Annotated in this window: 12 protein-coding genes; 6 read left to right on the top strand and 6 right to left on the bottom strand. The window is 64.7% G+C overall.

What is annotated here, in order from left to right; translation table 11 throughout:
* The first annotated feature begins 96 nt into the window (after positions 1-96).
* A complete protein-coding gene (locus HBA99_RS13535; protein ID WP_030093419.1) occupies positions 97-513 on the top strand; it encodes a DUF5313 domain-containing protein in 417 nt (138 codons plus the stop codon).
* A 7-nt stretch (positions 514-520) separates the two neighbouring features.
* On the opposite strand, the gene HBA99_RS13530 is transcribed toward HBA99_RS13535, so the two are convergent.
* The 3 genes from HBA99_RS13530 to HBA99_RS13520 are packed head-to-tail and all read right to left on the bottom strand — an operon-like array spanning position 521 to position 2,334.
* A complete protein-coding gene (locus tag HBA99_RS13530) occupies positions 521-1,336 on the bottom strand; it encodes a DUF6498-containing protein (RefSeq protein WP_256364547.1) in 816 nt (271 codons plus the stop codon).
* 5 nt (positions 1,337-1,341) lie between these two features.
* Positions 1,342-2,100: a hypothetical protein gene (locus HBA99_RS13525; RefSeq protein WP_030093417.1), complete on the bottom strand. Its 759-nt coding sequence runs from the start codon at positions 2,098-2,100 to the stop codon at positions 1,342-1,344.
* A 33-nt stretch (positions 2,101-2,133) separates the two neighbouring features.
* A complete protein-coding gene (locus HBA99_RS13520) occupies positions 2,134-2,334 on the bottom strand; it encodes a hypothetical protein (protein ID WP_030093416.1) in 201 nt (66 codons plus the stop codon).
* A gap of 158 nt (positions 2,335-2,492) precedes the next feature.
* Here HBA99_RS13520 and HBA99_RS13515 point away from each other — a divergent pair, with 158 nt between their 5' ends.
* Both HBA99_RS13515 and ilvA read left to right on the top strand, forming a co-directional pair.
* Complete coding sequence (locus HBA99_RS13515; RefSeq protein ID WP_030093415.1) at positions 2,493-2,930, top strand: nitroreductase family deazaflavin-dependent oxidoreductase; 438 nt, start codon at positions 2,493-2,495, stop codon at positions 2,928-2,930.
* A complete protein-coding gene (gene ilvA, locus HBA99_RS13510) occupies positions 2,927-4,186 on the top strand; it encodes a threonine ammonia-lyase IlvA (RefSeq protein WP_070952553.1) in 1,260 nt (419 codons plus the stop codon). The genes HBA99_RS13515 and ilvA overlap by 4 nt, the downstream gene beginning before the upstream one ends.
* A 6-nt stretch (positions 4,187-4,192) precedes the next feature.
* Here the strand turns inward: ilvA and glgX are convergent, their stop codons facing one another.
* Entirely contained in the window at positions 4,193-6,334 is a 2,142-nt protein-coding gene (gene glgX / locus HBA99_RS13505; protein WP_070952552.1) for a glycogen debranching protein GlgX, read from the bottom strand.
* Positions 6,335-6,373: 39 nt separating this feature from the next.
* On the bottom strand, positions 6,374-8,554 hold the full coding sequence (locus HBA99_RS13500; protein ID WP_070952551.1) for an acyltransferase family protein: 2,181 nt from the start codon (positions 8,552-8,554) through the stop codon (positions 6,374-6,376).
* Between the two features lie 122 nt (positions 8,555-8,676).
* Here HBA99_RS13500 and HBA99_RS13495 point away from each other — a divergent pair, with 122 nt between their 5' ends.
* From HBA99_RS13495 to bioD, 3 genes are read left to right on the top strand one after another with little or no spacing between them, the layout of a single operon-like run.
* Positions 8,677-9,999 carry an adenosylmethionine--8-amino-7-oxononanoate transaminase gene (locus HBA99_RS13495; RefSeq protein WP_081347761.1) on the top strand — a complete coding sequence of 441 codons (1,323 nt, stop codon included), beginning with the start codon at positions 8,677-8,679 and terminating at the stop codon, positions 9,997-9,999.
* A 54-nt stretch (positions 10,000-10,053) separates the two neighbouring features.
* Entirely contained in the window at positions 10,054-11,199 is a 1,146-nt protein-coding gene (locus HBA99_RS13490; protein WP_057969067.1) for an 8-amino-7-oxononanoate synthase, read from the top strand.
* Positions 11,196-11,879 (top strand): dethiobiotin synthase, encoded by a 684-nt coding sequence (gene bioD / locus HBA99_RS13485; RefSeq protein ID WP_057969066.1) that lies wholly within the window; start codon positions 11,196-11,198, stop codon positions 11,877-11,879. The genes HBA99_RS13490 and bioD overlap by 4 nt, the downstream gene beginning before the upstream one ends.
* Here bioD and HBA99_RS13480 read toward each other — a convergent pair.
* On the bottom strand, positions 11,872-12,513 hold the full coding sequence (locus HBA99_RS13480) for a TetR family transcriptional regulator (RefSeq protein WP_070952549.1): 642 nt from the start codon (positions 12,511-12,513) through the stop codon (positions 11,872-11,874). The genes bioD and HBA99_RS13480 overlap by 8 nt on opposite strands.
* Positions 12,514-12,561 lie beyond the last annotated feature (48 nt).

Genomic DNA, 12,561 nt, shown 5'->3' with positions numbered 1-12,561 from the left:
TAGTTCCTGACGGCTCTCGTCGGGGCCTTACCTGTACTCAGCAGGGCTGTCTGCTGCTCACTCCGGCGAGAGCCGCATAAGACGCCAGGAGTGTGTATGACAACGGATCGGCCCACTGCGGGGCAGTACATCACCTACGCCTACGGAAAGCGCTTGCCGGACTCGATGCGGGATTGGGTGACCAACGATCTGTCCGGCCCCGGAGCGGTGCGGAGGCACATGATCCGGTACGTGATCCCGCCGCACTTCATCCTGGCGCCGTTCTGGCTCCTACCGGGTGGACTGCTCTTGCATGTGGCGATCACCCTGCCCATCTACGTCTGGGCGATCCTGATGACCCACGCTCTCAACAAGATCTGGCGCCGCTACCGGTTGGCCCAGCACGATCTGGACCCGAAACTCGCCGATATCGGTAACCGCGAAAAGCATGCGCGCAAGCACCAGACATATGCCCAGCGCTACGGCGCGCGCCCGGAGTCGACCGACACCTACTCCAGCAGCGACCCCATCTGAGAAGCGTTCAACGCCGCGTCCCTGTCCAGGGCTCTTCATTCTTCTTCCGCCGTGCCGCCTCTGCGTTCCGGTCCTTGGCCCATTGCTGCTCGAAGGTCAGTCCGGGCCGTGCGCTGGGGATCCGGTTCATCGCCCGGCTGAGCCAGCGCGGCGGGGTGGCCGGCTCCCATTGCGGGAACGTGACACTGAGCGAATACATGGTCTTCAGAACGACGAACACGCCGAACAGCGCCGAGGGTGCGTCGGTAACCGCGACCGCGAACATCCCGAAAATCAAGGTGAGGTGCACGACGGCAACGCGCATGAAGCCACGGCTTGCCATCACCTCCAGCTGCCAGAAAGACCAGCGGCGCAGTGATGGAAGGTCGATCAAAAAGTCGACGGCCAGCGCGACAAGAACCTGCAGGCATCCGAATCCGACAGTGTGCCAATCGATGCCAATCAGTGCGGCCTTGCCGTTGTGGGTGAGTAGCAACACGATGACAGCCAGGAAGAACCCGTGCGCCGCCGAAAAGATAAGAGTCGTGAAGAGGAATCCCTTGATGAAGGAAGTTCGGGAGTAGCGCTGATCCGGTCCCGGTGCCTCGTACCGGAAGTGCCCGTGGCGCGGACTCCACCGCTTGTGAAGAAGTGCCCGGAGTGCGACGAACAGGGACGCCACCACGGTCTCGAACCAGTAGACCGCCAGCGTCGTGCCGGCGGTCCACCCGCCCACGAACCAGCCGGTGAGGGGAATCGCGTTCACCGCGAGCATCGTGGCCAGGTGCAGAATCCGGTTGAGAGTCCCGGGGACCTCCGATGTCGTGGCCGAGCCCTGCGGGATCACCGCTAGCCCAGAATGTTCACGGCGCGGGCCAGCACCAGCGCCACTGTGGACAGCGCGACCATCGACTGCAAGGTCATCAGCATCTTCGCCCAGCGCGACAAGGGCATGGTGTCGGTGGGGGAGAACGCGACGACGTTGGTGAAGCTCACGTAGAGGTAGTCAGGGAACTTCGGGCGCCAATCTGGCGGAGCGAGTTCGGGATTGGCCATCTGCGGAAACATGAAATCCGGGTGCGGCCGTTCGGTGGTGTGGCGCGCGAACGGTCCACCGCGGTCGAACTCCCAGTACCACATGCCGAACACGATGATGTTGGTGATGAAGATGGCCAGGCCACTGCCCAGGAGTACCCGCGGATTGTCACCCATCTGCCCGGTGACGATCTTGTAATCCAGCAGCGCCGCCGAGATGGTGTTGTCGGCGGTGATCGCAGCGATCAGCACATATGTCGCCCAACGCCCGAGAGTTGTTGAACGCGTGAACTTTATCGGGTTCAGGATCACCAGGACTACGAGGAGCGCGGACTCAAGGGCCGGGAGCGGCCAGCGCGGCGTCAGATTGAACTGTGCGGGGATGGCCAGCTGAAGGCCGATCGCCGCGACAAGAGCGATAAGAACCGGTATTCGGCTTTCCGGAGCGCCGGGGCGCAACCAGGAAGGGAGATGTTTCTCGGCGGCCAGTACGTCATCGGTCACCTCGTGGGCCAGCCGCTCCATGCGGTGCTCACCGGGATGCCCGGCGGCCGATTGGCTTGGTGAAGACATGGGGATGTATTACACCCCGTTGGATGGTTCTGCTCAGTGAATGAACGAGCCGGTCAGCCAGACCATGCTGGCCACAGCGGCGGCCGAGAGCACCGCGGTCGACAGCGATGCCACCAGCAAGAGCGCCACCACGAACACCGCCGTGCCGACTCCCAATGCCAGCAGCTTGTAGGCGGGCACGGCGGCGACGTCAATCGGCCGCACTCCATGTGCTGCGCGCTCGAACGTCGTCATGAATGAAGGATATGCCTAATCGGGAAGTTCGGTCAACCGAACACTCGCATCGTGGGCTCTAAAAATAAAGTCGCGGGGTGTCCGATGCGGGCAGGGCTCCCGGGTGTTCGGCATTATCGGCGTGATTCCCCGATGCCTGGGGCGATACAGTTGGCGGCATGCCATTAACCGGTGAATACGAACCCAGTGGACTCGATTGGTCGCAGAAGCAGGTGGCCAAGATCATCGAGAGTGGGACCACCGACGGCATCACCATTGCGGACATGCCGGTGATCCTGCTGACGACACTGGGCGCGAAGTCCGGCAAGCTGCGCAAGATCGCCCTGATGCGAGTGGAGCACAACGGCGAGTACGCCATCGTGGCCTCGCTGGGCGGTGCACCCAAGAACCCCGTCTGGTACTACAACGTCAAAGAGAACCCGCTCGTCGAGCTGCAGGACGGCAGCATCACCAAGGACTACCAGTCACGCGAGGTGGTCGGCGACGAGAAGGCACAGTGGTGGGATCGCGCCGTCGAGGCCTACCCGCCGTACGCGGAATACCAAACCAAGACCGACCGTCAGATCCCGGTTTTCGTGCTGACACCTGTCTCTTGAGCACGGCTCAGGCCGTCACCGCCAGTGATATCGACGCGGCGGCCAAGCGCATCGACGAGGTGGTGCACCCGACTCCCGTCCAGCACGCCGATCGCCTGTCGGCGCTCACCGGGGCCAACGTCTATCTCAAGCGTGAAGATCTGCAATCGGTTCGCTCGTACAAACTGCGTGGTGCGTTCAACCTCTTGATGCAGCTCAGCGACGAGGAGAAGGCTGCGGGCGTCGTGTGCTCCAGCGCCGGAAACCACGCCCAGGGGTTTGCGTTGGCCTGCAATTCGATGGGTGTACACGGGCGCGTGTACATCCCTAGCAAGACTCCGAAGCAGAAGCGGCAACGGATCATCTATCACGGCAACGGGTTCGTTGAGCTCATCGCTGTCGGGCACGGCTATGACGAGGCGGCCGCGGCGGCCAAGGCCGACGCCGAACGCACTGGGGCCACCCTTGTCCCGGCGTTCGACGATCCGCGGACCATTGCCGGGCAGGGCACCATTGCCGCCGAGATCCTCGACCAGCTCGATGTCCGGCCGGACGTTGTGGTGGTTCCGGTCGGTGGCGGCGGGTGCATCTCCGGGATCGTCACGTACCTGCGGGAACGGGCTCCTCAGGTGCGGGTCGTCGGTGTCGAGCCGGCCGGTGCGGCGTGTATGGCGGCCGCGATGCGGGCCGGTGGCCCGGTTCCACTCGATCATGTCGATCCGTTCGTCGACGGCTGCGCAGTACAGGTGGCCGGCGCGGTTCCGTACCGGCTGCTGGCTGCGGCCGGAGAGACATTGACATTGATGACTGTCGACGAAGGTGCCGCTTGCACGGCCATGCTCGAGCTGTACCAGAACGAAGGCATCATCGCCGAGCCTGCCGGCGCCCTGTCGGTCGCCGCGCTGTCAGAACTGGATCTGGCCCCCGGTGGGACGGTTGTCTGCCTAATTTCCGGTGGCAACAACGATGTTTCGCGGTATGGCGAGATCCTGGAGCGCTCATTGGTGCACCTGGGGCTCAAGCACTACTTCCTGGTCGACTTCCCGCAGGAGCCGGGTGCGTTGCGCCGATTCCTGGGCGACATACTCGGGCCCAACGACGACATCACGCTGTTCGAGTACGTCAAGCGGAACAACCGCGAGATGGGTGCCGCCCTGGTGGGCATCGAGCTCAGTAATGCCGAGGATCTCGCGGGCTTGCTGGACCGCATGTACGCGTCGGACCTTGATATCGAACGGCTGGAACCGGATTCGGCGGCATTCCGCTACCTGACGTAGCGCCGACTATCCGCTCTTGCGCAGCACGACCAGGGCGCGGTCCTGCACGCGCACGGCCTTGCCCGCATCGACTATCGCCGAGCACTGTCCGTCGGGTTCGGCAGTGTCGAGGACGGCTGTCCACTGCGTCGCATAGTCGCCGTCGGGTGTCACGAAATCCAGCGGTTCGTCATAGGCGTTGAAACACAGCAGGAACGAGTCGCCCGACACACGTTCGCCGCGGGCATTGGGTTCGGGGATCGCATCGCCGTTGAGGAAGACGGCCAGACTCTTGCCGAAACCGCTGTCCCAGTCGGCGGTGGTCATTTCCTCGCCCGCGGGTGTCAGCCACGCGATGTCGCGTACTTCCTCGCCCTCGCGGATCGGTCGTCCGGCGAAGAAGCGGCGGCGGCGGAACACCGGGTGCTGTTTACGCAGCGCGATCACCGTTCTGGCGAACTGCAGCAGGTCGGAATTTGTCTCAGTCAGCTCCCAGTCCATCCAGGACAGTGTCGAATCCTGGCAGTACACGTTGTTATTGCCCTGCTGGGTGCGCCCGATCTCGTCGCCGTGCGAGAGCATCGGCGTGCCCTGACTCAGCACCAGGGTCGCGAAAATGTTGCGCATCTGGCGGGCACGCAGCGCCAGAATCTCCGGATCATCGGTGGGACCTTCCACACCGCAGTTCCACGAGCGGTTGTGAGTTTCTCCGTCCCGGTTGTCCTCACCATTGGCCTCATTGTGCTTCTCGTTGTACGAGACCAGGTCTCGGAGTGTGAAGCCGTCATGCGCGGTGACGAAGTTGATGCTCGCACTGGGGCGGCGCCCGGTCGCCTCGTAGAGATCTGAGGAGCCGGTGAGGCGCGAAGCGAATTCGCCGAGGGTGGCGGGCTCTCCGCGCCAATAATCGCGGACGGTGTCGCGGAACTTCCCGTTCCATTCGGTCCACAAGCCGGGGAAGTTGCCCACCTGGTATCCGCCCTCGCCGATATCCCAGGGTTCGGCGATCAGTTTGACCTGACTGACGATCGGGTCTTGCTGCACCAGGTCGAAAAAGGCGGACAGGCGATCGACGTCATGCAACTCGCGGGCCAGGGTGGAGGCCAGGTCGAACCGGAATCCGTCGACATGCATTTCGGTGACCCAGTAGCGCAGCGAGTCCATGATGAGCTGCAACGTGTGCGGGTGGCGAGCGTTGAGACTGTTTCCCGTTCCGGTGTAGTCGGTGTAGCGCGCGAGGTTGTCGTCGTTGAGTTTGTAGTAGGCGCGATTGTCGATGCCGCGGAAACTCAGGGTCGGGCCGATGTGATCGCCCTCGGCCGTGTGGTTGTAGACGACGTCGAGGATGACCTCGATACCCGCCTCGTGCAGAGCGCGAACCATTGCCTTGAATTCGGCGACGGCGCCGCCCGCGTGCGGCGATGACGCGTACCCCGCATGCGGAGCCAGGAATCCGAAGGTGTTGTACCCCCAATAGTTTCGCAACCCGAGGGCAATCAGCCGGCTGTCTTGGAAGAACTGGTGCACGGGCATCAGTTCGATGGCGGTGACACCGAGGGAACGCAGGTGCTCGATGACGACCGGATGCGCCAGACCGGCGTAGGTGCCCCGAAGCTCCTCGGGAATTCCGGGATGGGTCTGTGTCATACCTTTGACATGAGCCTCGTAGATCACCGTCTCGTGGTACGGAGTGCGCGGGCCACGATCCGAACCCCAGTCGAAGTAGGGGTTGATGACCACAGAGGTCATGGTGTGGCCCAGCGAGTCGCGTGCGACGAGTGTCTCGGTGTCCAGTGGATCAGTCTGGTACGAGAGCAGCGGCGGATCCGCCTCGGGGGTGTAGCCGAACTCGCCGTGAAAGGCCTTGCCGTACGGGTCGAGGAGCAGCTTGTTGGGGTCGCAGCGGTGCCCCGCCTCAGGCTCCCAGGGACCGTGTACCCGGAATCCGTAACGCTGGCCGGGGGAGACGGTTGGCAGGTAGCAGTGCCACACGTACCCATCGACCTCATCGAGTGGCACTCGGGTTTCCGTGCCGTCCTTGGCGATCAGGCACAGTTCGACGGCCGTCGCGACCTCGGAGAACAACGAGAAGTTGGTGCCGGCTCCGTCATAGGTGGCGCCCAGCGGATACGGGTTGCCCGGCCATACCTGAAGTGGTGGCAGGGTCATAGTGATAGACCCTATCGGTCTACACCGGAATCGCGCGCCTCACTTGCCCGGCGGGGTGGTCCGCCACCAACCGGTCGCGAGCGCGATCTGGCGTCCCAGCTCCTTGGTCATGGTGCGCATGTAGGTCGCCGAGATGTGGTGAGAATCGTGATACACCAACACGTTTCCTTCGACTACACGACATTTGTCGGAGCGGCAGACGGCCTTGGTCATATCGAGAATCTTGAGCAGGGGGAACTGATTCGCGATGGCGAGCGTGGGATTCACGTCATCGAGCGCGCGGTTGCGATCCATGGCGCACGAATCGGAGGTTCCCCCCGCCGAAATGCAGTCGGCGGCGGTGTAGGTGGTGCCGTCCCTGTCGATCAGCCAGGGCGTGTCGCGCATTCCGAGAACAGGAATCCCCGCCTCGTCGAACGCCGACCAGATGCCCAGGTAGCTATCGGGCATCACATCGCCGGTGCCAAGCGCGGAGCGCGGACGGGTGGTGGTGGTGAAGACGTAGTCGGGGTGTTCCTTGATCAACCGCGCCATCACCTCGTCGACCCATTTCTTGCAATCGGGGTATGGGTCGTTGGACCCGGCGATGCGGGGGACCTCTTCGGTACTGAGCGGGCAACCCATCTTGAGATAGGTGGTGATCTTGAAGTTGTGTTGGCGCCCCAGAATGTCGAGGGCGGTGATCCAGTGTTCGGCATGCGACCCACCGGCCAGTGCGATGGTTCGCGTGGCGTGCGGATTGCCGTAGGTACAGGTGATAACCGCGCGATTGCGGAAGTCGCTGATGCAGTCCTGCTCGGTGGTGATGGGCAGGTCGTCGGAGGCCTCCAGGGTGGTGGGCCGCATCGGGAGGTCGGGCACGCGGTCGCCGTAGAGCAGGGCTCCGGCACCGGGGTAGTCCCGTGGACGCAGGCCGGAGAGCTCCTTGCCGTTGGACCGTTGCACCGTGACATGTTCGAGCCAGGTGAATGAGGTGGCGGTCAGCGCGACCGCCATCAACACGATGGAGGTCCCGAGCGCCAAGGTGGGGCGCCGCAGCCTGGTCCATAGCGTGGAGGGCTTGGCGACCGGCCGGGGGTACCGCAGGGGAGTCTCGACGTATTTGTTGGTCAGGTAGGCCAACGCCAGGGATATGCCGAGGATGGCGGCACCTTCCCACAAGGAGACCTTGGGCTGACCGCTATAGACCAGCCAGTAGACCAGCAGCGGCCAGTGCCATAGGTAAAGGGAGTAGGCCAGTGATCCCAGCTCGACCAGGGGCCTGGTGGCCAGGAACCGGTTCGCCGCAGGTTGTGGTGTGTCGGTGGGCAGATTCGCCGCCGACAAGATGAGGACGAGTGTGGCGACGACGGGTACGAGGGCCAGCGGGCCCGGGAACTCCCGCACGCCGTTAATGAGCGCGCCACAGGACAGGATCGTCGCCAGCGCCGCGATGCTCAGGACCTGGCGAAGCCACATCGGCCAGCGGGTTCCGGCCACCAGCGCGCCCACCAGCACGCCGAGCAGCAACTCCCACGCCCGCGCGAACGTGTTGTAGTAGGCAATCGACTGGAAGTCGAGATGCGCGTAGATCGCGTACCCGAACGATGCGGCGGTCAGGCTTGCGATCACGGCCACCAGGACGGTGCGGATGTGCCTGCCGAGTGGTTTGCGCAGCAGAACCGCCAGCAGATACACCAACGCCAGGAAACCGACGTAGAACTGGCCCTGAACCGACATCGACCAGAGGTGCTGGAGTGGGCTGACCGACTCGCTGGCTGCCAGATAGTCGGCGGCGGTGTTGGCCAGCTCCCAGTTCTGGTAGTAGCCGAGGCTGGCCAGACTCTGCTCGGCGAACGTCTCCCACCGGGTCTCGGGTTGCACTAAGACGGTGAGTACGGCACAGGCCGCCAGCACCAGAACCAGTGCGGGGAGTAAGCGCCGGACCAGTCGCTTCAGTACCGGTACGGGGTTGAGCGAGGCTCCCTGTGTAGTCGCTGTGCGTAGTAGCTTGCTGCCGTAGAAGAAGCCCGAAAGGGTTAAGAAAACGTCAACTCCACCCGACACCCTGCCGAACCAGACGTGAAACACCGCGACCAGAAAAATCGCGATTCCGCGCAATCCGTCGAGGTCGTGCCGATAAAACGCCTTGCTGCTCTTGGGTTTTGGGGTGGCGTCCATCGCCGCGGTGGGAGGCACCTCGGGATCGGTCACGGGTTTGGTTGCTGAGACGAAGAACATTTTCGCCCCCAATGTACCCATGGTTGCCGAGAGTCTCCGCAGGTGCGCGCCAACGGCGTGTGCGCACGAGGCGAATGGCTCCGTGCCGAGGGTTTGTGACAGGCTCGATGATTGTGCCGAGGTTGACACCCGATGAAGTCGGAGCCGTCGATGCTGCGCATCTGTGGCATCCGTACAGCGGGATCGGTGATCCCGATGCCGCGCAACGGCCGCTGGTGGTGACCAGTGCGAGCGGTCCGAACATCACGGTGGTGCGTGATGGCCGATCGGTCGAGGTGCTCGACGCGATGAGCTCATGGTGGTCGTGCATCCACGGCCACGGCCATCCCGCTCTGGACCGTGCGGTGACCGAACAGTTGGCCTCGATGAGCCATGTCATGTTCGGTGGGCTCACCCACGAACCTGCCGCGCGCCTCGCCCAGCTGCTGGTGGAGCTGACTCCGGCCGGTCTGGAGACGGTGTTCTTCTGCGACTCCGGATCGGTATCGGTGGAAGTGGCGATCAAGATGGCGCTGCAGTACTGGCGCAGCCTGGGGCTGCCCGCCAAACATCGTCTGATGACCTGGCGCGGGGGGTATCACGGCGACACCTTCGCCCCGATGAGCGTGTGCGATCCGGAAGGCGGCATGCACTCGCTGTGGACCGATGTGCTGGTCGAGCAGGTCTTCGCCGAGAAGGTTCCCCACGCGTACGACGACGAGTACACGCGGCGTTTTGAGGCGGAGCTGACCGAGCATGCCGCCGAACTGGCGGCCGTCATCGTCGAGCCGGTGGTTCAGGGTGCCGGCGGAATGCGGTTCCACGATCCGCGCTATTTGGCAGAGCTGCGCGCCATGTGCGACCGGCACGGTGTGCTGCTGATCTTCGACGAGATCGCGACGGGCTTCGGGCGCACCGGTGAGCTGTTCGCAGCCGACCATGCCGGGGTCAGCCCCGACATCATGTGTGTGGGTAAGGCGATGACCGGTGGCTATCTGACCCTGGCCGCGACGCTGTGTACCGCGAAAATCGCGCGCACCATCAGTGACGGTGCGGCGGGCGCGCTCATGCACGGACCGACCTTCATGGCCAACCCGTTGGCCTGCGCGGTAGCGGTCGCTTCGATAGAACTGCTGCAATCAGGGGATTGGAAATCGCGGGTTACGGCGATCTCCGAGGGCCTGCGCAGCGGCCTGGCGCCCGCTGCTGATCTCGATGGAGTTGCCGATGTGCGGGTGTGCGGCGCCATCGGGGTGATTGACATGCAACTGCCCTTGGGTCAGCAGGGCATGCGCATCGCCACCGATGCGGCGCTCGACGCCGGGGTGTGGCTGCGGCCGTTCCGGACCTTGATCTACACGATGCCGCCGTACATCTGCAGCGAGGACGAGATACAGCGGATCGCCGATGCGATGGTGCGTGCGGCGGCGGCGGCGGGGGCCGCGTCGCCAGGCCGAACGCCGTGACGGGGGCTTCCACGTGTGCGCTAACCTGAACACCGTTCAGGAGAGGAGGCGTCGGTGGTCGAGGCATCATCACCGCTTGCCTGGTTGGGTGAGGTGGAGCGTCAACGGGAAGCCGCAGGACTGCGTCGGCGGCTACGTACCCGCAGTGCCGCCGAGCCCGAGATCGACCTGGCGTCCAACGACTACCTGGGCCTGGCGCGACACCCGGAGGTGATCGAGGCCGGCGTCGAAGCCTTGCGGGTGTGGGGTGCGGGCTCCACCGGTTCGCGCCTTGTCACCGGCAACACCGAACTGCATGAAGAGCTTGAGCGGGAGCTCGCCGACCTCATGGGCACACAGTCGGCACTGGTCTTCTCCTCGGGGTACACCGCCAATCTCGGTGCGGTGGTAGCACTTTCCGGTCCGGGAACGCTCATTGTCTCCGATGCGCGCACGCACGCCTCGCTGATCGATGCTTGCCGCCTGTCGAGGGCGCGCGTTGTGGTGACGCCCTATCGCGATACGCAGGCGGTGGCCGCGGCCCTGGCGCAACGCCCCGAGGAACGCGCACTTGTCCTCACCGATGCGGTCTTCAGTGCCGATGGCGCACTCGCACCACTGACCGACCTGTACGGGGTCTGTCGCAGTCACGCAGCGGTGCTGTTGGTCGATGAGGCGCACGGGCTGGGTGTACGCGGAGCCGGTGGTCGCGGGCTGGTCGCCGAAGTAGGTCTTGCCGGACGTGAGGACCTCGTCGTCACCGTCACGCTTTCCAAGGCCCTGGGTAGCCAGGGTGGGGCGGTGTTGGGCTCGGAGGCTGTTCGCGCACATCTGGTCGACGCCGCGCGGCCGTTTATCTTCGACACTGGTCTCGCTCCAGCCGCGGTCGGGTCGGCGCTGGCGGCGTTGCGCCTGATGGCTGCCGAGCCGGAACGGGTTCACGCCGTCCTTGACCACGCGGCCACGCTCGGTCAGTGGTGCGGTTTGGCGGATAGACCTGAGTCCGCTGTGGTGCCGGTGGTGCTGGGAGACCCCACGGTCGCGTTCAACGCCGCCAAGGCATGCCTGGAGCAGGGTGTCCGGGTGGGCTGCTTCCGTCCGCCGTCGGTCCCCGAAGGGCAGTCACTGCTGCGCCTGACGGCGCGCGCTTCCCTCACCGATGCCGATATGGATCGGGTACGTGAGGTGCTCGCCGGAGTATTGGCGCTGGCCCGCCGATGACGGTCCTCCTGGTCACCGGAACATCGACGGGAGTGGGGAAGACGGTGGCCACCGCGGCGCTGGCCGCGGCCGCGGTGAGCCAAGGCGTTGAGGTGACGGTGTGTAAGCCGGTGCAAACCGGCGAGGACCGTGACGCCGACGAGGTTGCCCGGCTGTCCGGGGTGACACGCGTCGAGACCTTGGCGCGTTATCCCGAACCGCTTGCTCCGGTGGCTGCGGCATCGCGGGCGGGCCTTCGCCTGCTGGACCACGTGCAGATGGCCACGGCGATATTCGCCCTCGACCGGCCCGGAGCACTGACGCTGGTCGAAGGCGCGGGTGGCCTGCTGGTGGAGTTGGCCGCTGGGGGGAAGACCCTGCGCGATCTGGCGATTGTTCTGGACGCGCCGGTGCTGGTGGTAACCACCGCTGACCTGGGCACGCTCAACCACACCGCTCTCACGCTGGAGGCGCTGGCGGCGCAGTCAGTGCCCTGTGCCGGCCTGGTGGTGGGGAGTTTCCCGGCAGAGCCGGATCTGGCGCAGCGGCTCAATCGTGAGGACCTGGCGAACCAGTTCCAGACGCCGGTGCGTGCGGTGATTCCCGAGGGGGCCGGACGGCTGATGCCCGCGGTCTTCGCCGAGATGAGCGTCGCGCTCTTCGACCCGCAGTGGGTCAAGGAGCTGGTGGCCTCTAACTGATCGGGCTGGACTGGCGGGCCAGCTGGCCGATGCCGTCCACCAGAAGGCGCACGCCAAATCCGAACTGTGCGGTGGGGTCCGTCAGCCCCGCGCCGTCGGTGAGCAATGACTGGCCGTCTTGCAGCGCACCGGCCGAATCCCACTGCAGCCGGGACTGCTCGTCGGCGACATAACCCAAGACGTAGTAGACGATGCTGCGGGCGGCCAGGGCGGCCGGTACCGCGCCCAGTCCGGAGGTGCCGGCGGCCTCGGCCAAGCGGTTCACCACCGTGATCATGTGGGAGGTCTGGCCGGAGGCGAAGCTCGCCGACACCAGCTCCGCTCCGTCCTTGTGGGATAGCAGAGCGTCACGCAGGGCGGCACACAGGAATTCGATGCGCTGCTGCCAGGGCACATCGCGACAATCAGTTTCGGCCAAGGGCGCCAGCACGTGATCGGCGACCGCGCCGAGCAGCTGCTGTTTGTTCGCGAAATGCCAGTACAGCGCGCTCGGCGCGATATCGAGCTCACGAGCCAGCCGGCGCATCGTGAGATCCGCGATCCCGTAGTCGTCGAGAATCGCGGTGGCCCGGCGCACCAGGTCGTATCGGTTCAGCGGGGCGGCGCGCCCCTTGTTTGGCTCGGTGATGGCCATACTCTAACCTGAACACCGTTCAGGATTGAGTATCAGGTTTGGACCTAG

The organism is Mycobacteroides chelonae, assembly GCF_016767715.1.
Taxonomy (GTDB): domain Bacteria; phylum Actinomycetota; class Actinomycetes; order Mycobacteriales; family Mycobacteriaceae; genus Mycobacterium; species Mycobacterium gwanakae.
This window is presented reverse-complemented; position numbering and strand designations above follow the sequence as displayed.

Bases quoted from the DNA above. Each gene is read 5' to 3' on its own strand.
- HBA99_RS13535 (WP_030093419.1), top strand. From the start codon at position 97: ATGACAACGGATCGGCCCACTGCGGGGCAGTACATCACCTACGCCTAC.
- HBA99_RS13525 (WP_030093417.1), bottom strand. From the start codon at position 2,100: ATGTCTTCACCAAGCCAATCGGCCGCCGGGCATCCCGGTGAGCACCGC.
- HBA99_RS13520 (WP_030093416.1), bottom strand. From the start codon at position 2,334: ATGACGACGTTCGAGCGCGCAGCACATGGAGTGCGGCCGATTGACGTC.
- HBA99_RS13515 (WP_030093415.1), top strand. From the start codon at position 2,493: ATGCCATTAACCGGTGAATACGAACCCAGTGGACTCGATTGGTCGCAG.
- glgX (WP_070952552.1), bottom strand. From the start codon at position 6,334: ATGACCCTGCCACCACTTCAGGTATGGCCGGGCAACCCGTATCCGCTG.
- HBA99_RS13500 (WP_070952551.1), bottom strand. From the start codon at position 8,554: ATGTTCTTCGTCTCAGCAACCAAACCCGTGACCGATCCCGAGGTGCCT.
- bioD (WP_057969066.1), top strand. From the start codon at position 11,196: ATGACGGTCCTCCTGGTCACCGGAACATCGACGGGAGTGGGGAAGACG.
- HBA99_RS13480 (WP_070952549.1), bottom strand. From the start codon at position 12,513: ATGGCCATCACCGAGCCAAACAAGGGGCGCGCCGCCCCGCTGAACCGA.